The organism is Anaerobiospirillum thomasii, assembly GCF_900445255.1.
GTDB classification, from domain to species: Bacteria; Pseudomonadota; Gammaproteobacteria; order Enterobacterales; family Succinivibrionaceae; genus Anaerobiospirillum_A; species Anaerobiospirillum_A thomasii.
On record NZ_UAPU01000007.1, the window covers coordinates 450,001 to 473,054 of the forward strand.

The 23,054-nt window shown below is 40.9% G+C and carries 19 protein-coding genes (1 of these 19 running past the window's edge); 17 read left to right on the forward strand and 2 right to left on the reverse strand.

The window, feature by feature from the left end; all coding sequences use genetic code 11:
- The 8 genes from miaB to DRZ93_RS09290 form a co-directional block, all read left to right on the forward strand.
- Window positions 1–936: the 3' portion of a tRNA (N6-isopentenyl adenosine(37)-C2)-methylthiotransferase MiaB gene (gene miaB / locus DRZ93_RS09255; RefSeq protein ID WP_113743910.1), read on the forward strand. It extends 420 nt beyond the left edge of the window; only the last 936 of its 1,356 coding nucleotides appear in the window; the start codon falls outside the window, past its left edge; the stop codon is at window positions 934–936.
- A 9-nt stretch (window positions 937–945) separates the two neighbouring features.
- Window positions 946–2,019 carry a PhoH family protein gene (locus tag DRZ93_RS09260; RefSeq protein ID WP_113746424.1) on the forward strand — a complete coding sequence of 358 codons (1,074 nt, stop codon included), beginning with the start codon at window positions 946–948 and terminating at the stop codon, window positions 2,017–2,019.
- Window positions 2,020–2,080: 61 nt separating this feature from the next.
- Window positions 2,081–2,551 (forward strand): rRNA maturation RNase YbeY, encoded by a 471-nt coding sequence (gene ybeY, locus DRZ93_RS09265; protein ID WP_218564285.1) that lies wholly within the window; start codon window positions 2,081–2,083, stop codon window positions 2,549–2,551.
- Window positions 2,552–2,647: 96 nt separating this feature from the next.
- Complete coding sequence (locus DRZ93_RS09270) at window positions 2,648–3,505, forward strand: CorC family transporter (RefSeq protein ID WP_113746426.1); 858 nt, start codon at window positions 2,648–2,650, stop codon at window positions 3,503–3,505.
- 5 nt (window positions 3,506–3,510) lie between these two features.
- Window positions 3,511–5,091: an apolipoprotein N-acyltransferase gene (lnt, locus tag DRZ93_RS09275; protein WP_113746427.1), complete on the forward strand. Its 1,581-nt coding sequence runs from the start codon at window positions 3,511–3,513 to the stop codon at window positions 5,089–5,091.
- A gap of 10 nt (window positions 5,092–5,101) precedes the next feature.
- Window positions 5,102–8,062, forward strand: a complete 2,961-nt coding sequence (locus tag DRZ93_RS09280; protein ID WP_113746428.1) for a DUF3427 domain-containing protein — start codon at window positions 5,102–5,104, stop codon at window positions 8,060–8,062.
- 15 nt (window positions 8,063–8,077) lie between these two features.
- Complete coding sequence (locus tag DRZ93_RS09285; protein ID WP_113743904.1) at window positions 8,078–8,476, forward strand: (deoxy)nucleoside triphosphate pyrophosphohydrolase; 399 nt, start codon at window positions 8,078–8,080, stop codon at window positions 8,474–8,476.
- Entirely contained in the window at window positions 8,477–9,238 is a 762-nt protein-coding gene (locus DRZ93_RS09290) for an SDR family NAD(P)-dependent oxidoreductase (RefSeq protein WP_113743903.1), read from the forward strand.
- Between the two features lie 67 nt (window positions 9,239–9,305).
- On the opposite strand, the gene DRZ93_RS09295 is transcribed toward DRZ93_RS09290, so the two are convergent.
- Window positions 9,306–10,217, reverse strand: a complete 912-nt coding sequence (locus DRZ93_RS09295; RefSeq protein WP_113746429.1) for a L,D-transpeptidase family protein — start codon at window positions 10,215–10,217, stop codon at window positions 9,306–9,308.
- 212 nt (window positions 10,218–10,429) lie between these two features.
- Window positions 10,430–12,112, reverse strand: coding sequence for a transposase (locus DRZ93_RS09300; RefSeq protein WP_113745435.1), 1,683 nt, complete (start codon window positions 12,110–12,112; stop codon window positions 10,430–10,432).
- A gap of 495 nt (window positions 12,113–12,607) precedes the next feature.
- On the opposite strand from DRZ93_RS09300, the gene leuS reads away from it, so the two are divergent.
- The 9 genes from leuS to mltB all read left to right on the forward strand — a co-directional run bounded on the left by leuS (window position 12,608) and on the right by mltB (window position 23,054).
- A complete protein-coding gene (gene leuS, locus DRZ93_RS09305) occupies window positions 12,608–15,202 on the forward strand; it encodes a leucine--tRNA ligase (RefSeq protein ID WP_113746430.1) in 2,595 nt (864 codons plus the stop codon).
- 50 nt (window positions 15,203–15,252) lie between these two features.
- Window positions 15,253–16,014 (forward strand): LPS-assembly lipoprotein LptE, encoded by a 762-nt coding sequence (locus tag DRZ93_RS09310; protein ID WP_172458168.1) that lies wholly within the window; start codon window positions 15,253–15,255, stop codon window positions 16,012–16,014.
- Window positions 16,015–16,025: 11 nt separating this feature from the next.
- On the forward strand, window positions 16,026–17,126 hold the full coding sequence (gene holA, locus DRZ93_RS09315; RefSeq protein ID WP_113743899.1) for a DNA polymerase III subunit delta: 1,101 nt from the start codon (window positions 16,026–16,028) through the stop codon (window positions 17,124–17,126).
- Complete coding sequence (nadD, locus tag DRZ93_RS09320) at window positions 17,111–17,776, forward strand: nicotinate (nicotinamide) nucleotide adenylyltransferase (protein ID WP_113746431.1); 666 nt, start codon at window positions 17,111–17,113, stop codon at window positions 17,774–17,776. Before holA ends, nadD begins: the two co-directional genes overlap by 16 nt.
- Before the next feature lie 248 nt (window positions 17,777–18,024).
- A complete protein-coding gene (gene rsfS / locus DRZ93_RS09325; protein ID WP_245933792.1) occupies window positions 18,025–18,381 on the forward strand; it encodes a ribosome silencing factor in 357 nt (118 codons plus the stop codon).
- A gap of 1 nt (window position 18,382) precedes the next feature.
- The gene (gene rlmH / locus DRZ93_RS09330; protein WP_113743897.1) at window positions 18,383–18,853 is read left to right on the forward strand and encodes a 23S rRNA (pseudouridine(1915)-N(3))-methyltransferase RlmH; all 471 of its coding nucleotides are present in this window, start codon (window positions 18,383–18,385) and stop codon (window positions 18,851–18,853) included.
- An 11-nt stretch (window positions 18,854–18,864) separates the two neighbouring features.
- Complete coding sequence (gene mrdA, locus DRZ93_RS09335) at window positions 18,865–20,883, forward strand: penicillin-binding protein 2 (RefSeq protein ID WP_245933793.1); 2,019 nt, start codon at window positions 18,865–18,867, stop codon at window positions 20,881–20,883.
- Between the two features lie 3 nt (window positions 20,884–20,886).
- The gene (rodA, locus tag DRZ93_RS09340) at window positions 20,887–22,029 is read left to right on the forward strand and encodes a rod shape-determining protein RodA (RefSeq protein WP_113743896.1); all 1,143 of its coding nucleotides are present in this window, start codon (window positions 20,887–20,889) and stop codon (window positions 22,027–22,029) included.
- A gap of 14 nt (window positions 22,030–22,043) precedes the next feature.
- Window positions 22,044–23,054 (forward strand): lytic murein transglycosylase B, encoded by a 1,011-nt coding sequence (gene mltB / locus DRZ93_RS09345; RefSeq protein ID WP_245933794.1) that lies wholly within the window; start codon window positions 22,044–22,046, stop codon window positions 23,052–23,054.

Here is a 23,054-nt window from a genome sequence, read left to right on the forward strand (position 1 = left end):
GCAGATGCTCTTGAAAAATTTGATGCTCTGCCAGATCAGGGCATGCGCGGTCCTAGCGCCTTTGTAACCATTATGGAAGGCTGCTCGAACAACTGCTCTTACTGTATTGTGCCGCACACCAGAGGTGGTGAGGATTCACGTCCACTGCAGGATATCCTTGATGAGGTCTTAGGTCATATAGCATCAGGCGTACAGGAAATTCATCTTTTAGGTCAGAACGTAAACTCCTACAGAGGCCTAGATAATGATGGCAATATTGTCAGATTCTCAACTCTGCTTTATGAGGTAGCCGCCATTGAAGGCGTCAAGCGTCTGCGCTTTACAACTTCAAATCCAATGGAGTTTACAGATGATATTGTACAGGCTATTGCCGATCTGCCGGTAATTGCCGATGCCATCCATATTCCTGTGCAGTCAGGTTCTGATCATATTCTGTCTCTGATGAAGCGTAACTATACAGCAGATGACTACAAGACCCTGGTCAGAAAACTGCGTGAGGCCCGTCCTAATATCTATATTTCAACAGATATTATTGTAGGCTTCCCAAATGAGAGCGAAGAGGATTTTGAGGCAACAATGGATCTGGTCAATGCTGTAGAGTTTGATCAGAGCTTTAGCTTTATCTACTCAATCCGTCCTGGCACAGAGGCTGCCGTACTTGAAGATCCTGTATCTGCCGAGACTAAAAAGCGCAGACTGTACAAACTGCAGGCCCGTCTTGAAGAGCTGGCCAATATGTACTCACAAAAGATGATTGGTACAGAGCAGCTGGTTTTAGTTGAGGGTCTGTCACGCAAGGATGCCAATGAGCTTAAAGCCCGTGCCTCAAATAACCGTATTGTGGTCTTTGAAGGCGACAAGAGCCTGATTGGCACAATGGTTAAAGTAAAAATTGAAAAGGTTATGGCCCATACCCTCAAAGGTGTCATGATCTAAGGATTAAATATGAAGCCTTTTACCGCAAACTTTAGTCTTGAGCCTGTTGATAAAAACAGACTTGCCTATCTTATAGGCCCTGAGGATGCCAATTTAGTACAGATACAAAAGCGTCTTGGAGTTACTATTGCTTACTCTGGAGCCTCATTCCGTATAGAGGGTGAGCAGCGCAATGTGCAAAAAGCCATGAGCATTATCAAGAGTCTGTATATAGAGACAGCTCCGCTAAAGGGCAGCAAAGCCACCAATATTACTGACAATATGGTGCATCTGGCCATACTTGAGCATACTTCACTTGAACAGGATGAGCAGGAGTATGCCCCACAGTTTGAGGAGCATAGTAATGAACGTGGCTCTGTAGGTCAGATCTATGCCAAGGCCTCAACTCTTAAAACCAAAAGAGGTGTAGTCAAGGCCAGAACCTCAAATCAGGGCACATATATAAGCAAAATTGTAAACTCAGATGTAAGTTTTGGTATAGGTCCTGCCGGTACCGGTAAAACCTATCTTGCTGTAGCCTGTGCTGTAGATGCACTTGAGCGCAACGAGGTAAGACGTATTATTCTGACAAGACCTGCAGTTGAGGCTGGCGAAAAGCTTGGCTTTTTACCAGGCGATCTGTCACAGAAGGTTGATCCTTATCTAAGGCCTCTTTACGATGCGCTTTTTGAAATGTTAGGCTTTGAGAAGGTTGAAAAACTTATTGAAAAGCAGATTATTGAGATTGCGCCTCTTGCCTATATGCGTGGACGTACCTTAAACGATTCATTCATCATTCTTGATGAGGCTCAGAATACCACAGTTGAGCAGATGAAGATGTTTTTAACCCGTATAGGTTTTAACTCAAAGGCTGTAATCACAGGCGATCCAAGTCAGATAGATCTGCCGCGCAATGTCAAATCAGGTCTTAAAAGTGCCATTGAGGTTTTAAAAGACATAGACTCAATTGCCATGACTTTCTTTGATGCAACAGATGTTGTGCGCCATCCTGTGGTAGCAGCCATTGTCAATGCCTATGAGGCCTATGACAAAAAGCAGCAGCTGTTAAAAGAGAACAGAGAAAAAGAAGACAAGACTTCCTAGTACTAATCTTAGTTAATAAAGACTGGCTCTGCCGGTCTTTATCTTTAAAGGGACTTTTATTATGCAGGTTTTTTTAGATTTACAGATAGCCCTTGACGATTCCGACAATCTTCCAAATGAGGATCAGATAACAAGATGGGCTCAAGGCGCTCTGCAGGGGGCCGGCTATGAGGCATCAGAGGCTGAACTTACTGTACGCTTTGTGGATAATGCTGAAATTCAGGATTTGAACAAGACCTACAGACACAAGGACTATCCTACCAATATTCTCTCATTTCCATTTGAGTGCCCTGATGGTGTAGAGCTGCCACTGCTTGGCGATCTTATTATTGCCAAGGCTGTAGTGGAGAAAGAGGCTTTAGAGCAACAAAAGACTCTTGAGGAGCACTATGCCCATTTAATTGTGCATGGTGTACTGCATCTTTTAGGCTATGATCATATTGAAAGTGAAGATGCTACCATCATGGAGCCTCTTGAAATAAGTATTGTGCAGTCACTTGGCTATGACAATCCTTACAAAGATGAGATTTAATAAGCACAGAGAGCCTTAAAAGTGCATTTTATTTGTATATTTTTTTTATTTTGATAAGATAAAACAGTGTTTTTTTTTAATAGGAGCTGGCCTTAAATGGACGGTGGCGAATCTAGTAAGCAAAAAGAAAATTTTATATTCAGAATTTTACGTGGCTTAAGACCAAAGAATAAATTAGAGCTTGAGGAAGTAATCAAGCAGGCACAAGAACATGATGTTATAGATGAAAACACTGAGGATATGTTAAAAGGTGTTTTTGATATCTCCCGTCTGCGCGTGGGTGACATCATGGTACCGCGCCCTTCTATGATTACCATTGATAAAGAGTCTACTCTTGAAAATGCTGTAGCCATCATAGCCAAGTACGGCCACTCCCGTTATCCTGTAACCTGCGAGGATAAAGATCATATTGCAGGTATTCTTATGGCAAAGGATCTTCTACCTTATGCCCTGTCAGGACAGAATCACAAAGATCTTTCATCTCTGCTGCGCCCTCCAGTTATTGTGCCTGAGTCAAAACGCGTTGATTCCATGCTCAAGGACTTTCAGTCAAAGCGTAATCATTTAGCTGTGGTTGTCGATGAATTTGGAAGCGTTTGTGGTTTGGTGACCATAGAAGATGTGCTTGAGCTTATCGTAGGCGATATTGGCGATGAATATGATGCTGTAGAGCCTGAGCAGCACAATATAAGAAAAACAGCTGAAAACTGTTATGTAGTCAGAGGCGCTACTTTAATTGAAGAGTTTGAGGGGTATTTTAAATGCTCCATGCCAGAGGCTGACGTTGATACTATTGCAGGTCTTGTCATTCATGCCTTTGGCCATCTGCCAAAGAATGATGAGGTGGTAACTATCAATCAGTTTACCTTTAAAGTTTTAAGCTCTTCAAAAACCAGAGTCAACTCCATTCAGTTTTCTATAAACGAAGATCAAGATAAAGTTAACGTAGAATAGACAATATGTTTTTACAAAGATTATTTAATGGCGAGCGCATGCTTGCCATTTTGCAGAGTAAAAAGGGCGCTATCCTGGCGTCCTTTATTTTGGGACTTATTGCCACACTATCCTTTGCTCCATACAATCTCTGGCCGCTTGGTGTTCTGACCTTGAGCTTTGCTCTGTGGCTTGTCATGATGCAAAAAAGTGCCCTGTCAGTATTTCTTGTCATCTTTTTCTATATGACAGGATTAAATGCTGCCACTCTCTCCTGGCTTAACTTTGTTATGCAGGATTTTGGACAGATGCACTTTGTGCTCTCATGGCTCTTTGAGCTGGTGCTTGCCTCTTATCTGGCTCTGCCCTATGCGCTTCTTGCCTATATAATCTATAAGTTTTTAGCAAAAAATATTATTGCCTATCTGTTGTGCTTCCTGCCAATTGGCTTTGTGGCTGCTGATTTTGTAGTAGGCTATCTCTTTACAGGCTTTCCATGGACCTATATTGGCTATAGTGCCATCAACTCTCCATTTGAAACCTATGCTCCGCTCATAGGTGTCAGAGGCATTAATCTGCTTATGGTTTTATGTGCAGCAGCCATTGCCCTGACCATTACCAGGCGCTATATTTTCCTGCCTGTTGCCGGTGTCATCTTTATCCTTGGCATTATGTTCATGGGCACTACCTATACTGTAGATAGCAAAAACAGCCATAATTTTTCTTTAGTGCAGGGCAATATAGAGCAGTCAGTCAAATGGCGTCCTGAGGCTGTCATGCCTACCATTGAAAAATATATGAATCTGTCTGAAGATGCCTTTGACAGACGCAACAATGTAACCGTATGGCCTGAATCTGCTGTACCTGTTGTAATAGAGTCAGCAGAACCATTTGTCTATACCTTAGTTGAAAGAATGATCTTCAAAGACAGTTATTTCATTACAGGCATACAGCACTACAATGATAAAAAAGAGATCTTCAATTCTATTGCGACCATTGATAGCAATACCACACTTGAAAATGTAAATCTCTACAGCAAAAGACATTTAGTGCCATTTGGCGAATTTGTGCCATATCCTGAGATTGTGCGCAAATGGGGTAAGATTTTTAACTTCCCAATGTCTGGCTTTACCAAGGGTGAGGCTATACAGGAGAATATCAAGGTTAAGGATCTTGAGCTCATACCTGCCATCTGCTATGAGGCAATATTCCCAGAGCTTATTGCATCTCTTGACAGTAAAGATGCCAATGGCATCTTAATGGTCAGCAATGATTCATGGTTTGGTTTAACCCGTGGTCCGCTTGAGCATTTAGATATTGCCAGAATGCGCTCTTTAGAGCTGCAAAAGCCAATGGTACGTGTTACCAACTCAGGTGTAACAGCCTACATTGATAAGATGGGTAATGTAGTTAAATCTCTGCCACAGAATGTAGCTGCCGTTCTTGATGTTGAGGTAACAGGCGCTACAGGTGTGACTCCATACTCGCGTTTTGGCAACACCATACTCTATATACTTTTAGCCCTTTGCGCTGTATTTGGTATATTAATTCATAAAAAGGACTTTGATCCTAAAAACGATACAATGGTCTCAATGGTAAGACCTTAGAGAAAAAAATATGACAGAATTTATAGCTAATAACCAAGAATCTACACCTGTCAGCTATGGCTATAATGCTATAGATTTTGTCTATAATGAAAACTCTCATATAGAGAGTAAAAAGGTTATAACCACCATTGAACAAGCCTTAGATCTATGCCTTGATGAAGGGCTTGTTAATAAAACAGTCTTTTACTTTTCAATTGCCTTTATTACAAAGTCAGGCCTAGCTCCCTTGCTTATGGTGCTAAGAGATCTGTCAAATGCAGGCATTAAAGGTAAAATCCTAACTACTGACTATTTGACCTTTACCGAGCCACAAGCCTTGCACTCTATAATGCAGCTTAAAAATATAGAGCTTAAAATGTACAGAGCTAACGGCTCTGCAGGCTTTCACACTAAAGGTTATATCTTTACTCATAAACATTGTCATGAAATTATCATAGGCTCATCTAATCTTACAAATAGTGCTATGAACACTAATATTGAATGGAATGTTAGTGTAAAAACCTCTGTACATAGTGAATTTTCAGGTAAAGTCTTATCCTCTTTTAATAAGCTGTGGTTCGATGCTAAAAGCTTTTTTTATAAAGATATTTATACTGAATATGAAGATATCTATGCAGATATAAAGATACAAGAGAAAATCGTTAAGGCCAAAGCAGATCAAGATAAGATACAAGCCCACTACGAGCCTAATGACATCCAAAAAACCTTTATTAATAATATTCAAGACTCTATTGCAAGTGGCCATAACAAAGGTCTTTTAATTTCAGCCACAGGTACAGGTAAAACCTTTGCATGTATCTTTGCTATGCAAAAAATAATGCCCAAGCGCATTTTATTTATAGTACACAGAGAGTTTATTGCAAGGCAGGCTCAACAGAGCTTTGAGCTTATCTTTAAAGAATCAAAAACAACTTCACTTATTGCAGGAAACAGTGAAAAATCCTTTGATGCTGATTTTGTTTTTGCAACTTTTCAATCTTTAAATTCTTTAAATAATGCTACAGGTAACAAGCGTTATTTAGATGCTGCGCCCGATAGTTTTGATATTGTTATCATAGATGAGTGTCACCATATAGGTGCCAAGTCCTATAAAGAGATTGCCGATTACTTTAGTCCAAGCATTTTCAAGCTTGGTATGAGTGCCACCCCAGATAGAACAGATAATTTTGATGTCTACTCCTATTTTGATAACAATATACTTTTAGACATAAGCCTAGCTCAGGCCTTAAATAGTAACTTTTTATGCCCTTTTCACTACTTTGGTATTTCAGATTTAAATACTATAGGCAATAGCGAACAAGAGAGTAAAAAGCTCGATCTTACAAGTTTTAATAACTTTACTAGTGATGAGCGTGTTACAAGAATTATTCAAGAGGCTGAATACTTTGGCTACGAGCTAGATAGAATAAATGGTCTGGTCTTTTGTTCAAGTATTGATGAGGCTCAAGTCCTATCTGATAAATTTAATAAAAAAGGTTATAAAACTATTGCCCTAAGTGGCGCAAGCTCACAAGAAATGCGTGATAGAGCTGTAGCTAGATTATGCTTAAAGGGCGATAATGAGGATAAATTACACTATATTTTTACTGTTGATATCTTCAATGAAGGTATAGACATTAAAGATGTAAATCAAATTTTAATGTTGCGCCCTACACAATCTGCCATCATTTTTGTGCAGCAATTAGGTAGAGGTTTACGACTTTCAGACAAAAAAGATCATTTAATCGTTCTAGATTTTATTGGCAATTACAACACTAACTTCTTAATACCAGTAGCCCTGTCATCCAATAATAGCTATAACAAAGAAGAGATGCGCCGCTTTGTCATACAGCCAAATGCTCTTATCAATGGTCGCTGTAGTGTTAATCTAGATAGAATTGCCAAAGATAGAGTTTTAAAATCTATCGATCAGGCTAAATTTAATACCATTGCTTTTTTAAAGCAGCAATATGCAGTTTTAAAGAAAAAACTACATCGCTCACCCCGCCATGTAGACTTTTTATACTATAACGAAATAGATCCAAAGCTCTTTATTAAATCTAGAGGCTCTTTATATGCCTTTGCTAGTGAATATGACAAAGAATATCCAATAAAGTTAAATGCTACTGAAAGTCAAATCTTAGCCTATATTTCACGATACTTTATAAAAGGTCTAACCTTACTTGACGCAACGCTTTTAGAGGCTTTATATCAAAGACAAACAGATATTTATCAATATCTTAAAGACAAAGATTGCCTTTTAGATCTACACACTAAAGAGCATATTATTAACTATTGCAATAATAGCTTTGATGTAAAACAACAAAAAGAAAAGTTTAATGATCTAGAGCTAGTCAAGGTTACTGATGGTAGACTTACACTCTCTGATACTCTTGCTACATGCCTTTTGAATAAGGATTTTACCGCTATTTTTAAAGACATAGTTGAGTATGTGCAACGCTCTTATCAAGAGCACTATAGCAAAAGTTATGATAATAGCTCTTTTGTCTTATATAAAACCTATACACGATCTGAGGTTTTGCATATTCTCAATTGGACAACTCATCCACCTGCTACCAATGTAGGTGGCTATTTACATGATAAACACACCAATACTATACCTATTTTTGTCAATTACCATAAAAGCTCAGATGCAGTGCCTTATGCTGATAGTTTTATAGACGATAAAACCTTATTGTGGTATTCAAAAAAGAATAGAACTTTACAATCATCTGATGTTAAAACCTTTTTGGATTTAAAAAACAATAAAGCTAAGATCTATCTTTTTATATCCAAACACAAAGAGGATGTGCAAAAGGTAAATTCAGGTAATGAGTTTTACTTCCTTGGTGCTGTAGATAGCATTAGTGACGCTAAAGAAGGTAGTATTTACAGTAAAGACAATATCAAAGAGAAAGTTGTAACTATGCATTTACACTTAGATACAGCTGTTGAGCGCAATATCTTTGACTATATTGTCAATAAAGAATAAGGATATGGGCCTATTATGAAAACAATCAACGTAGTTGCAGCCATTTTGCAAGATGGCAATAAAATTTATGCCACACAAAGAGGCTATGGAAAATTCAAAGGCTTCTGGGAATTTCCAGGTGGCAAAATTGATGAGGGAGAGTGTGCCTATGAAGCTTTGCATAGAGAACTTTTAGAAGAGCTTAAAATCAAAATTGACATTGACTCGCTCTTTTGCACTCTAGATTATGACTACGATGATTTTCATCTGCATATGCAATGCTTTTTGTGCACCATAAAAGAAGGCACTCCTGTTTTAGTTGAGCATCAAAATGCGCTGTGGCTTGATGCTGCAAATCTTGACAGTGTCACCTGGCTGCCAGCTGACATCAGCATTATTGAAAAATTAAAAACTTATTTGACCGAGGGTAAATAGATGCAGGTTATTTTTATTACGGGCGGTGCTACAGGTATTGGCAGAGCCTGTGTTGAAAAGTTTTATAAAGAAGGCTTTGCTGTTGCTTTTATGGATATTAATGAAGGTGCAGCTCTTGATCTTGTAAATTCCCTTGATGATAAAGACAGAGTGTTTTTTATCAAAGGCTCAACCCGCAGTACAGCTGATTTAGAGATGGCTGTAGCTCAGATTGAAAATAAGTTTAACCGTCTTGACTGTTTATTTGTCAATGCAGGCATTCATCAGCGAAATAACATTTTAAATATTACAGATGAAGAGCTAGATACCATTGTCGGTACCAATATCATAGGCAGCGTCAATACCATAAGAAAATCCCTGCCTTTAATGATTAAATCCAAAGGTACGAGCATTGTGATAAATGCCTCAGATCAGGTTTTTGTAGGCAAGAAAAATAACTTTGGCTATGGTTTAACCAAAGGCGCCTTAGGACAGATGACCAAAAATCTGTCTTTAGATTTAGGGCAGTACAATATACGTGTCAATGCCGTATGCCCAGGTACTATTCACACCCCTCTTGTAGACAATCTCTTTGAGAAGTTTGCCAAAATCAACAATGATAACATTCAAGATTACTGGGATGAGGAAAATGCCCTGTTTGCCCGTGGCAGCGTAGGTCAGCCATGGGAGGTGGCTGAGTTTGTCTACTTCCTATCATCAGATAAGGCAGCCTTCTGCACCGGTGGTCAGTACTTGATTGACGGCGGCCTGTGCGCAGGCTAAAGGCAGACTAGCAAAAACCCCGTTATCAATTTCTCAATAACGGGGCTTTTATTAAAAGAGTTATAAGTTAGTAGAACTTAGGTGGGTTTAAAAGTACAGGTCTGCCTGTTCTCTCCTCAAGAGCTCGATGCAGAATTTCCTGATCTATTTGTGCATTTTCAAAGAAGACCAGCTCTTCTTTAGTGTAGTTAAAAGGCAGATTTTCAAAAGTTTCAAATTCCTGCTCTGACATAGATAAAGGCTCATGCACTTCAATATAGATATTGCCATCTTTATCTATAGCCTTTTTAATAGGCTTGTTGATAAACTGCACGCGTGTGCCTACTGGCACATTGTCAAAGAGATATTCAATATCCTCATTGCGCAGTCTGACACAGCCATGACTTACTCTAAGGCCTACACCAAAGTCAGCGTTGGTGCCGTGAATAGCATAGAGTCTGCCAATATATAAGGCAAAAAGACCCATTGGATTGTCAGGGCCTGCCGGCCACACTTTTGGTAGGAACTCACCACGGGCACGGTATTCAGCGTGCATTTTGGCAGTTGGTGTCCAAGTAGGATTGGCTCTTTTTCTTTCAACCTTGGTGGTCCAGTCAAGAGGAGTACCGGTGCCTATCTGACCAATACCAATTGGCAGCACATCAACCTGATTGTCATGATAGTAATACAGTCTCATCTCAGGCACATTGATAACTATGCCCTTGTGCACAGTCTCTGGCAGCAGTACTGTATTTGGGATAATAAGATTTACACCCTTTTGCGGCACAATAGGATCAACCTGAGGGTTGGCCTCAATCATATTTGCAAGACCTATTTTAAATTTGGCAGCCACATACTCAAGTGTTGTGGTGCCTTCCTCACTTACTTTATAGGTATCGTCTGCACCTACCATGACAGTATCTTTATCAATGTCATAGGTAAAAGCATTTACAGCCCCTGATAAACACAAAGATCCAATTAAAAGTGCTCTTTTTAACATTTCTTTAAACCTTACATGCAAATATTAGTCTGTATTGTACAAAAAAACTTACAGCTGACAGAATCAATTGTAAAAAATATATCAGCATTATTTTGTATATAATAAAAGTTTCCCAAAAATCTGTACTATTAAACGGCTTCAATATTTGACGCTATCATAAAGGAAAGTTGTTCCACTCAAGAAGCCGTTTAAATAATAGCATATTTAAGTGTCTATGAACTCTTTTTGGGCCTGCCAACCGGTCTTTTAATCTTGTCAGTTTTTTCAATTTTAGGTCTGCCAGGTTTTCTTTTGGGTCCAATAAATTCAGGCTTTTTCTTTGGTCTTCCTCTTGGTTTGGGCTCAGATGTAACTCCTTGCGAGTCCACTTCTTTTTTCTCTTTATGAGGTCGACCAGCTTTAGCTTTTCTAAGTTTTTCAGGTGCCTGCTTATTGGTACAAAGTCCAAGTTTAATTAATGCCTCAAAGCTCGATTTAACCCCCACTTCCCAGTATCCATCATCTAAATCAGGTATGCCTTCAATAGGTGGATCAGTTCTTCTCCATACGGCATTGAGATCTTCCATAAGCTCTCCATATGTTATGCCGTTTAGTACATTATTTTCCTCAAGCTTGTTTAGAATCCTTGATGTAATCAAGGTTGATATGAAGTTTATAAACTCAAGACCCTGCACAGAAAAGTCATTGTGAACTCTTGTCTCATCAAAGTACTCTTCATTTTTATAGCGATTAAACATAAGCTCAAGAAGCCATCGCTCCTTGAATGTCTTATATACAGAAGATGGTTCTAGATCTAAATCTGACTCAAAAACAATCAATCCGGACTTTTCTTCTCTAGATTTATACTCCTGAGCGTCAAATGAGTTGTTTTTTATCGTTCTCATTATGTAGTTTGTATTTTCTTTTGCATAGCCTGATATATCTCTGAAAGAATACAGATAAAGACCGTCTTTTGTTACAACTTTCCTGCAAACTACTGCTTTTTCCTCATATCTGATGGCACTGTCAAACTCTAAAAGAGAATACTCACTGATTCGTACATCATTGCGCCTTATTGGGGTTATATAGTGAAGATCTTTGTGCTCAGCGAGCTCCTGTCTAATTTTATTTGGTGGAAAGCCTTTGTCGGTTACTATAATTCCTTTTTCTATATTATTGTTCCTAATAAAGGCTCTATAAGCAGAGGCATCTATAATGTTTCCAGGTAAAATCATAGAGCATAATGGCTCCATGGTTTCTATTACATAAGCATAGATAATAGAGACATCTCTGCAACCTTTGACACGAGACTTCCTTGAAAAGTTAGACAAATCGTTAACTATACTTGTATTCTGCTTAAGAGTTCCATCTATAGCAATATGACAAGAAGGCAGGAGTCTGTCTATACGTCTTGCATAAAAATCATGCATCAATTGAGAATTTGAGCCAAGGTGGTAGATGAACTTTGCTACTGTATTCTTGCTAAGGCCCACATAAGGTATAAATTTTGAAATAAAACAATGCTCATAGGCGGACTTCAATCTTGTATTTGTAACTCTAGGTCTTATTACCCTTAGCAAGGCCATAGCGAGAATTGTATCCACATCCCCGCACTCATACACGGCCCTCAAATCGTCTTTTATATCGCCGACTACCGAGAAAGCAAGAGCACTGGCTCCATAAGACAATTTATCTGGCATTACTCCCTGAGATACAATTTTAGTCTCTTTGGCAACATAACGACCATCAATAATATGACCAATAATAGCTCCATTGATAGGCTGGGCCTTTCCTTTGGCATCATACTTAGTACCAGATCTTTGACGAACAGCGTACCTATATCTGCCAGTTCCAGATAGAACTACGACAGTATTTGTAGGTCTTGGGACGGCTCTTATATTCTCAGGTATAGACATAACTAAAACCCTCAAAATATTATCTATTAATTAAGATATAACTGTACATATTATATCATATATGTACAGTTAAAATAATATATTTATAGTATTTTTTTATGGATTTTATTAATAATGTCACAATAATAGAGCAAAGAAGAATCTGTTGTTAACAAAGGATTTATGTAATTATTTGGTAAGATTAGGGAGATAGTGAATATGATATAATGAGCTTAAAGTAAATCCCCATTAGTACAGTTTATGGGGAATCTTTTAATATAAAAGAAAAATGAATGTTTTATACAGTATAAGAGGTAAAAGTACAAACTTAGCTCTTTGCTCCCCATCCTTTTTGCGCTATATACCCGTGCAGGCACAAACTTTGTGCACCAAAATCAAACTAAATATAGAGCCTTCCCTTTTCTTTGTTATAATGCCAATTTAAATACGTCTTTAAAGCATAAAAGCATTTTAAACAGTGGCCTTTTAAGGTCAGATAATAAACGGAGCTTTGCCATGGCAACCAACGATGTTGCATACAATCCACAAGAGATTGAGCCACAAATTCAAAAATACTGGGATGATAATAAAACCTTCTGCGCAAGCGAAGATAAAAACAAGGAAAAATACTACTGCCTTGTTATGTTCCCATATCCATCAGGCCGTCTGCACATGGGTCATGTGCGCAATTACACCATAGGTGACGTTATTGCCCGCTATCAGCGTTTAAAGGGCAAGAACGTTATGGCCCCAATAGGCTGGGACGCCTTTGGTCTGCCTGCTGAAAATGCAGCTATTAAAAACAATGCACAGCCATCAGACTGGACCTATGAAAACATTGCCTATATGAAAAGGCAGCTTAAGTCATTAGGTCTGTCTTATGACTGGGCCCGTGAAGTTGCCACCTGCCGCCCTGAGTATTACAAGTGGGAGCAGAAATTCTTCACCGAGCTTTTCAAAAAAGGTCTCGTCTACAAAAAGGTCTCTACTGTAAACTGGTGTCCACACGACAATACCGTACTTGCCAATGAGCAGGTGGTTGACGGCTGCTGCTGGAGATGTGATACCAAGGTTGAGCTGCGTGAAATTCCACAGTGGTACTTAAAGATTACAGCCTATGCCCAGGAGCTTTTAGATGATATTGACAAGCTTGAGGGCTGGCCTGAGCGTGTGCGCATCATGCAGAAAAACTGGATTGGCAAATCCGTAGGTCTTGAGATCACCTTTGATATTGAAGGCAGTGATGATAAAGCTGTGGTTTATACCACACGTCCTGACACTTTCATGGGTGTAACCTATATGGCCATTTCAGCCGCCCACCCTATTGCAAAAAAAGCCTGCGAGAACAATCCAGAGCTTGCAGCCTTCTGCAAAGAGTGTCTGACTCAGAAATTTGCCGAGGCCGATATCTCCACCATGGAGAAAAAAGGTATGGCCACAGGTATGTATGCCATACACCCATTAAACGGCCGCAGAGTTCCACTTATGGTCGCAAACTTTGTAATCATGGATTACGGTACCGGTGCTGTTATGGCTGTACCTGGCCATGACGAGCGCGATCATGAATTTGCAAGCAAGTATGGTCTTGATATTCTGCCTGTTATCCGCCCTGCAGATGCTGATACTGTTGATGTATCAAAAGAGGCCTATGTAGAGCATGGCATTCTCTTTAATTCAGGTGAATTTGACGGACTTGACTTTGATGGTGCCTTTGAGGCCATTGCCACCAAGCTTGAGGGTATGGGCCGTGCCAAGCGTCAGACCAACTTCCGTCTGCGCGACTGGTGTATCTCACGTCAGCGCTACTGGGGTGCTCCAATCCCTATGCTCACCATTGATGAGACAGGTGAGCAGGTTCCTGAAAAAGAGGAAAATCTGCCTGTTACCCTGCCAACAGATGTCAAGATTGATGGTGTAAATTCACCGCTTAAAACCGATGAAAAGTGGTTTAAGACCACCTATGAGGGCCGTCCTGCCACCCGCGAGACTGATACCTTTGATACCTTTATGGAGTCATCATGGTATTTTGCCCGCTACTGCTCTGCCCGCAATGACAAGGCCATGGTAGACAGCTCTGCTGCTGACTACTGGCTGCCTGTAGATCAGTATATTGGCGGTATTGAGCATGCTGTAATGCACCTGCTCTACTCACGCTTCTTCCACAAACTTATGCGTGACAGCGGTCTTGTAAAATCAGATGAGCCGTTCAAGAGACTGTTATGTCAGGGTATGGTGCTGGCTGATGCCTTCTACTACCTTGAGAACGGTACCCGCGTCTGGGTTTCACCGCTTGATGCCGATGTTACCCGCGATGACAAGGGCAATATTATAAAGGCAGTTGACAAAGACGGTCATGAACTTGTACACGAGGGCATGATCAAGATGTCAAAGAGCAAGAACAACGGTATTGATCCTGAGGATATGGTTAAACTCTATGGTGCCGATACTGTACGTCTGTTCATGATGTTTGCCTCCCCAGCCGAGCTGACTCTAGAGTGGCGTCAGTCAGGTGTTGAGGGTGCCAACCGCTTCTTGCGCAAACTCTGGAACAATGTAACTTCACTTACAGCTAATGAAGAGTTTAAGACCCTTGATAAGAGTGCCTTATCATCTGAGGGCAAGAAACTGCGTTATATGCTGCATACCACCATTGAAAAGGTCAATGATGATATTGGTCGCCGTCAGACCTTCAATACAGCTATTGCCGCTATCATGGAGCTGTTAAATGCCTATAGCAAGTTCACCGAGAGCAGCGAGAGCGCCACTGCTCTGCGCTATGAGATCTGCAATACTGTAGTAACCATGCTCTATCCAATCACACCGCATATCTGCTTTAAGCTCTATGAGATGCTTGGCAACAAGGGTGAGATTGATACAGATGCCACCTGGCCTAATGCCGATCCTGAGGCTTTAATTGCCGATGAGATAACTCTTGTCGTACAGGTCAATGGTAAGTTAAGATCACGTATCAATGTTTCAGCCAGCGCTGATGAGCAGAGCATAAAAGATGCAGCTCTTAACGATGAACCAGTTGCCAGATTTATAGAAGGCAAGGAAGTCAAGAAGGTCATCTATGTCAAAGGCCGTCTTGTAAATATTGTAGTTGCCTAATATGGTCAAAGGGGCAGCTTTAAGCTGCCCTCTTTTTTATGGAGTATGGTGTGAAAAAATTACTTGTACCTTTTATTTTATCCCTATCACTTATCTTTGCAGGCTGTGGTTTTCAGCTGCCAAGTCAGACCAAGATAGCCAATGCCATTCCAACCATTCATGTAACAGGCGACTACCACCATCCTTTTTACAAAATAGTTATAAGAAAATTAAGATTGAACGGAGTCAAGGTTATTGCCCAGAACTCTGATTTAAATCCAGATACCAAAAACACTCAGATTCCGCACCTTATGCTGCCATCCCCATTGGTCAACAATCCTGTGGTGGCTGTTGATTCAAAAGGTCAGGCTCTTGAGTCCAATCTGCACATTGCAGTCAATGCTACACTTATTATTGGATCACACAAGCCAATATTAATGCACAATTCAATTACCAGATCCATTATTGAAAAGACAGGTCAGGCCCTAGCAGCTAATACACAGCAGGAGCTTATCACCCTTGAGAGCTATGAGGAGCTTGCCACCGATCTGGTCTTAAGATTATCCTATCTTGGCCGTCAGTCAGATCCTGATGCCAAGACCCCAAGCCCTGCCGATCTGCTTGAGAGTGAAGGTGAGACCTATCAGGGTTCATACAGTGGAATGACTGTTATCGAGGCGCTCAAGGCCCAGGACAGAGCCGAAAAGAACAAAGCCTCCAAAGTAAGTCTTGACGCACTTAACAATCACAAAAAAGTGCTTGGCGATAATCCACAGCTGCCAAAACAAAGAGCCATTTTATTACATCAGGCTCCAGGTAACAGCGGATTTTAAAAGGCACTTCCATGGCAAATTCACGTGTCTATCTTTTATGCTCAGATGATCCTCTGCTTAAAAATGAAAAGTCAGAGGCTCTGGTGCATGAGGCCTTAAGCTCACACACAAACCCTGAGTTTTTGCTTTTTACCTACTCTGATTTTAAAGGTGAGGGCGGCAGCTCAAATCTTGCCCGACTTGAAAATGAGCTTAAGGATCTGGGTTTTTTCTGTGACTTTAGAGTTATAAAAATCTATTTAAAGGATCTTGATAAAATTGCAGTTGAGGTGCTTGAGTGTATTGCCGCCAATGCTATGGACAGTATGCTTATTATTGTCGATCTGCCACGCGTCAATACCATCTATACCAAGGTTACACCTAAAAATATACATGACAAAGACAAAGGCAAAACTCCTGGCCTTGAGACACGCAAGAAAAATGCCATAGCCTATATTTTAGGCGCCAGAGGCGAGGTTTTATCCATGTACCCGCCTGATATCAACGAAATGCCTGCATGGATCATGCAGCGCTGCAGGCTTTATGGCTTTAATATTGACAACAATACAGCAGCCTATCTGTCACAGCGCTGTGAAGGTAATCTTGTGACTATAGATCAGAGTCTTAAGATTATGCAGATAACCTGTCCCAATAAGATTATTGATATAAATGCAGCTGATGCCTTTTTCAATCAGGACAGCCGCTACAGCGGTTTTGAATTTACCGATGCTCTTTTAAATGCACAGTCACAAAGAGCTTTGAACATTCTTGATGCTCTTTTAAAAGAGCAGGGCTCTATTGCATCTGTGGTATTAAGTCTCATACTCTCCCGTCTTGATGAGGCTTTAAAAACCATAGTCAGATTTAAAAAAGAGCAGATACACAAAAAAGATTATTCCTCAAAATCACGCTTTTTCCTTAGCCACAATATAAAGATGTTAAAGACACAGCAGGCTATAACCAAGGCAGCTGTACATATGCCAGATGAGCTTATTGACTATATTGCCAAGGAGCTGTCACAGGCCTCATATGATTTTAGCTGTTTTGACTTTACTAAGGTGATATTGTCTTTACAGCGTATGGCTGTTGCCATGCGTAATTTTCAAGCTATGCAATTATGTCAGACAAGATAAAAACAGCCTTTTTGGGCGGCTCTTTCAATCCTGTGCACAAGGGCCATATTGCAGGTGCTCTTGAGGCTGCAGCGGCCCTTGAGCTTGACAGGCTTGTGCTTATACCCAACGCCTGCCCGCCGCACAAAGATACAGTGCAGCTTGATTTTGACACAAGAGTTAAAATGCTAAAGCTTGCAGTAAAGTCCTATAGCAATATTGAGATATCAGACATTGAATCTGACAGCAGCATCAAACACTATACCTTCAATACCTTATCAAGACTAAAAGAGCTTTATCCTCATGACAGTCTTTATTTTATAATTGGCACAGACTCACTTTACAATCTGCACACCTGGTACAGAGGCTTTGATTTAATCACTCTTGCCAATCTTGTGTGCATAAAACGCGGCAACGAGCTTAACACCACCATTGCCAAGAATGCTGAGGTTGAGAATTTTATTGACACTCATATTAGCAATAATAAAAAGACTGACAGCAACAAATTGTATATGCTTGACACACATCAAAGAGATATATCATCAAACACTATACGCAAGGCCTTTTCCCTTTTCTATAAAGGCGATGATACTTTGCTAAATGCTGTTAAACACTATATTGATGAAAGTGTCCTTGCCTATATATTGGACCATCATCTTTATAAAAACTGATGTATGTGACATGCCAGAGTGCTTATAAGGGCAGCAGCAGTAATTGTGTCAACAGATAAAAGTGACACAATTTTTTTATAAGAGTGGAACAAAAAGAGTAAAAAGCACTCAAAGTATTTGTCAAATACAAAAACTTAATAAAAAAGCGCATTTTTTAAGTCAAATTTAAAAAATAAGGCACCTTTCTATGCTAATTAAAAGCAATACTATATAATTAGCATGTTTTAAAGGATAAAAGGTTTAGCTAAGTGAACAGCGAGAAAAAAATACAAAATACGCAGCAGAAACTTGCACTATGTGTAAAAAGTCTCGAGAGCTCCAAGGCTCTTGATATAGTTTTTATTGATGTAAAAGAAAATTCATCTATAACCGATTTTATGGTCATCTGCACAGGCACCTCCAATCGTCATGTCTGTGCCATTGCCGACAGACTGTCTGATCATTTAAGTCAGTATGGCGTCAAAGGGGTTTCTATCTCAGGACAGCAAGAAGGCTTATGGGTTTTAGCCGATGCAGGTGATGTCATTGTACATATTCTGCAGCAGGAGGCCCGTGACCGCTATCAGCTTGAAAGCTTATATCGCGTTGTAAGAGCTGAGGCCTAATTTGAAAATTCTTGTCATTGCTGTAGGCACAAAAATGCCCTCCTGGGTCAATGAGGGTATCAATGAGTATGTCAAAAGAATGCCTGCACATATCAAACTTGTCTTTAAGGAAATAGAGGCTGACAAACGCGGCGGACGCGACAGTGAAGAACGCTCCATGCAAAGAGAGGGGCGTGACATCATTGCAGCCATTCCTAAAAAAAGTCTGGTCATTGCACTTGATGAACATGGCAAGGAACATACATCTATGGAGCTTGCAAAAAAGATAGCCTCATGGCAGTCATGCTCTATGGATATTACGCTTTTAATCGGGGGGCCTAATGGATTGAGTGCAGAGTGCAAGGCTATGGCGCAGGAGCTGTGGTCTTTATCCAAACTTACTCTGCCGCACCCTTTAGTACGCGTTTTTCTGGCCGAAACAATCTACAGGGCCTGGTCAATTGATGCCGGCCTTCCATATCACAGAGAGTAGCAGGTTTTAAATTGTTTGGCTTTAAGAAAAATAAAAAAGAGAAATTGATTTTCTCGCCTAAAAAACACAAAAGAAAACACCGCTCCTCAGGTGGCATACAGGTTAAAAATGTTGAGCTTGAAAATTCTATTTTCAGAAACAGAATTTTTATTGCCATTATCTTCTGTGTCATCCTGGCTGTAATCTTATTTTCCAATCTGTGGTATCTGCAGATTGTATCGCATGATGACTATCAGACCAGATCCAATGAAAACCGTATACGCGTGCTGCCTGTAGTGCCGCAGCGCGGTATTATCTATGACAGAAATCATGTGGTGCTGGCCGAAAACCGTCCTGTATATCATCTGGTTATTTTTCCATCTAAAAAAATTGATACCAGAAAGAGCATAGAAGAGCTCAACACCCTGCTTAAGTTAAATCTTACTGACAAGGATGTGGACAATCTTGTCTATTTGTCAAAGACACGCAAAAGATTTACAGGCATTGAGCTGTCCGATCTTTTGACTGAAAAGCAGATTGCCACTTTCTCGGTAAACCGCTATCGTTTTCCAAACGTGCAGGTTAGCGCCAACTTAAAGCGTTTTTATCCTTTTGCCAATATTGCAACCCATGCCATAGGCTATGTATCACGCATCAATCAGCAGGATTTGGAGAAGCTTACGGAGGATAACAAGATTGACAATTATGAAGGCTCATCTGCCATTGGCAAGCTTGGTATTGAAAAGTATTATGAGGATCTGCTCCATGGTGTGACAGGCTCACGTGAAGTTGAGGTTGACAGCCACGGTCAGGTTATCCGCACCTTAAAATACAATCCGCCAAAGCCTGGCAAGGATCTTGTACTCTCTATTGATATAAGACTGCAGTATTATGCACAGGAGCTGCTGCAGAATATGAAAGGCGCCATTGTGGCTGTAGAGCCATCAAGCGGCGAGATTTTAGCCTTTTACTCAAATCCATCCTATGATCCGAATTTATTTGTGCGCGGCATCAGAAACTCTGAGTATCAGCAGCTTTTAAATCATCCTGGTAAGCCTTTAATCAACCGTGTGACACAAGGTGGCTATTCTCCAGCCTCCACGATTAAACCACTTCTTGCCATCATGGGCTTGAATGAAGGGCTTATCAGCAAAACCTCTACCTATTTTGGACCTGCAGCCTTTATGCTGCCAGGCTCAACCCACCGTTTTCGTGACTGGAGAGCCTCAGGTCACGGCTGGCTTGATGTGTACAGAGCCATTGAGGTTTCAGCCGATACCTTCTTTTATGATTTGGCCTACAGAGCTGGCATTGATACCATACATGACTATTTAAACCGCTTTGGTTTTGGTGTGGCCACCAATATTGATATTCATGAAGAATCTCTTGGCATCAACCCGTCAAAAGAGTGGAAGATGCGCCGCTTTAAACAGCCATGGCACATAGGTGATACTGTACCTATCGGTATTGGTCAGGGCTACTGGACCACAACGCTGCTGCAGCTGGTCAAGGCTCAGACCACACTTGCCAATTACGGTAAGATTAAGACTCCGCATCTTCTAAAGGCCATTACCGATCCACAGGATAACAACAAGGTCATAGGCACCTTTAAAGATCCTGATGAGGGCAAGAACTTTGAGGTCAAGGATAAAGATTATTTCAATGTGGCACGTGCCGGTATGTATCTTGTGATAAACGGCCCTGAGGGAACAGGACGCCGCGCCTTTTATGGCACCAAGTACAAAGCAGCTGGCAAATCAGGCACGGCTCAGGTGGTATCTATCAAGCAGGGTGAGAAGTACAATGCCAGCGCACTTAAGGTTGAGCATAGAGATAATGCCCTGTTTGTAGCCTTTGCTCCATATTACAAACCACGTATTTTAGTGGGTATTATTCTTGAGAATGAAGGTGGCGGCTCATCTAAAGGCGCTCCTCTTGTCAGAAAGGTAATAGACAAATATTTAACCGAACTGTATCCTGGCGGCTATATGGGTGAGGCCGAGGGTGTCAAGGAGAAGTTTGGTCTTGGCGGAACAGCTATTGTGCAGTAGATTATGATTCAGGACAATACAATTATAGATTCACAGGGCAGTTTCAATCGCCGCCCTTTAAGCCTGCTTGAGAGGTGGCATATAGATCTGCCGCTTCTAATCGGCCTTATTATGACGCTGATGCTCTCACTTTTTGTGCTCTATTCAGCCTCAGGTCAGCATCCTGAGATGCTGTTGCGTCAGATTATAAGAACAGGCATTGCCTTTGGCATTATGATTATAGTGGCACAGATACATCCGCGTATATTTTTAAAATCGGCAGTGTATCTGTATATATGCGGTCTGATTCTGCTTATTTTAGTAGAGCTTGTAGGTGATATTTCAAAAGGAGCGCAGCGCTGGCTCAATATTGGCTTTACCCGTATTCAGCCCTCTGAATTTTTCAAAGTGGTAATGCCTCTTACCATTGCAGCCTTTCTCTCCCGCGACTCCATACCACCGCGCACGGCCAATATCATTATAGCCTTTATACTGCTGATGGTGCCTGTGGCTTTGATTCTGCATCAGCCTGATCTGGGTACAGCTATCTTAGTCTTTGTTTCAGGCTTTATTGGTATTTTTATTGCAGGTCTGTCATTGTGGTGGCTTGCAAGCGGTGCCATTGTAGCCATGGCGGCCATTCCTATTATGTGGAATTATGTGCTGCTTGATTATCAGAAACAGCGTGTTTTAACTTTAATTGATCCAGAGTCTGATCCATTAGGTGCAGGCTATCATATTATTCAGTCTAAAATTGCCATAGGCTCAGGTGGTCTGTATGGCAAGGGCTGGCTGCAGGGCTCACAGTCACAGCTTGACTTCCTGCCAGAGCCACACACTGATTTTATCTTTGCCGTATATGCCGAGGAGACGGGACTTATAGGCTTTATTATTCTTTTTGCCATCTATGCCTATATACTCTCGCGCTGTACCTATATAACCTTAAATGCCAGGGACAATTTCCACCGTATCTTGTCTGCGGCCTATACCTTTACCTTTATGTTTTATATTTTTGTGAATATCGGCATGGTCAGCGGTATCTTACCTGTTGTAGGTGTACCTCTGCCTATGATTTCCTACGGAGGAACGTCCATGGCCACACTTGCAGTGGGTTTTGGTATTATCATGTCGATACATACTCACAAAAAGACGCTTATTTTCAGATGATACCAGGATAGAAAATGCTTAGAAAAACTCTTTTAGCCACATCTGCAGCTCTTGCTATGTCAGGTTTTGTCTTTGGCGGCAGTGCCTCTGCCTCTATCTCACTTGAAGAACTGTCTGCCTACTCAGGTCTTAGTGTCAAGACCATTGAGCAGGCTATGGCTCAGGCCACCTATCAGGACACTATTATCAAGACCATGACCAAGCCGTATGAGTCAAAGCCATGGCATGCCTACAGAAAGCTTTTTATCACTAAAGATCGCGTTCAAAAAGGTGTGGCTTTCTATCTTGAGCATGAAAAGATTTTAAACAGAGCACAGAGCATATACGGTGTACCGCCTGAGATTGTCTGTGCCATTATAGGTGTTGAAACCTTCTATGGCCGCAATATGGGTACCTGGTCAGTGCTTGATGCCTTATATACCCTGGGCTTTCACTATCCACCACGTGAGGCCTATTTTTCAAAGGAATTTACCAATTATATAAAGCTTGCAGCCTCACAGGGCTGGCCTTTGACTGAGATTAAAGGCTCATATGCAGGTGCCATGGGTATGGGACAGTTTATGCCAAGCTCATATTTAAACTTTGCTGTGGACTTTAACGCAGATGGGCATATCAATCTTTTCAATGATGTTGAAGATGCTATAGGATCTGTAGCCAATTACTTTAAAGAGCATGGCTGGATGAAAGACCGCGGCATACTCTACCCTGCCCACGTCAAAGGCGATGTCAGTGCTCTTATGCAAAAAGAATGGAATCTGACTGCAGATGAGCTCTACCGTGCCGGTGTTTCTACCAAGGTCAATATAGAAGGCGGTGAAAAGGTCAGACTGTACTCCTTTGATCTTGAGAACAACAAAAAGGCCTATACAGTTGCCATGCATAACTTTTATGTAATTACGCGCTATAATAAAAGCCCTTTGTATGCAGCTGCCATCTATGAGCTATCTGAGTACATAGCCAAAGAATACCGTGATTATAAAAACGCCAATGGACAGACTTTACACAAAACAGGACGCAGACCTTAA

Coding starts and splice junctions, on each gene's coding strand:
- lnt (WP_113746427.1), top strand. CDS start 3,511: ATGTTTTTACAAAGATTATTTAATGGCGAGCGCATGCTTGCCATTTTG.
- leuS (WP_113746430.1), top strand. CDS start 12,608: ATGGCAACCAACGATGTTGCATACAATCCACAAGAGATTGAGCCACAA.
- rodA (WP_113743896.1), top strand. CDS start 20,887: ATGATTCAGGACAATACAATTATAGATTCACAGGGCAGTTTCAATCGC.
- DRZ93_RS09260 (WP_113746424.1), top strand. CDS start 946: ATGAAGCCTTTTACCGCAAACTTTAGTCTTGAGCCTGTTGATAAAAAC.
- holA (WP_113743899.1), top strand. CDS start 16,026: ATGGCAAATTCACGTGTCTATCTTTTATGCTCAGATGATCCTCTGCTT.
- DRZ93_RS09280 (WP_113746428.1), top strand. CDS start 5,102: ATGACAGAATTTATAGCTAATAACCAAGAATCTACACCTGTCAGCTAT.
- DRZ93_RS09295 (WP_113746429.1), bottom strand. CDS start 10,217: ATGTTAAAAAGAGCACTTTTAATTGGATCTTTGTGTTTATCAGGGGCT.
- ybeY (WP_218564285.1), top strand. CDS start 2,081: ATGCAGGTTTTTTTAGATTTACAGATAGCCCTTGACGATTCCGACAAT.
- DRZ93_RS09285 (WP_113743904.1), top strand. CDS start 8,078: ATGAAAACAATCAACGTAGTTGCAGCCATTTTGCAAGATGGCAATAAA.
- mltB (WP_245933794.1), top strand. CDS start 22,044: ATGCTTAGAAAAACTCTTTTAGCCACATCTGCAGCTCTTGCTATGTCA.
- nadD (WP_113746431.1), top strand. CDS start 17,111: ATGTCAGACAAGATAAAAACAGCCTTTTTGGGCGGCTCTTTCAATCCT.
- DRZ93_RS09270 (WP_113746426.1), top strand. CDS start 2,648: ATGGACGGTGGCGAATCTAGTAAGCAAAAAGAAAATTTTATATTCAGA.
- DRZ93_RS09300 (WP_113745435.1), bottom strand. CDS start 12,112: ATGTCTATACCTGAGAATATAAGAGCCGTCCCAAGACCTACAAATACT.
- DRZ93_RS09290 (WP_113743903.1), top strand. CDS start 8,477: ATGCAGGTTATTTTTATTACGGGCGGTGCTACAGGTATTGGCAGAGCC.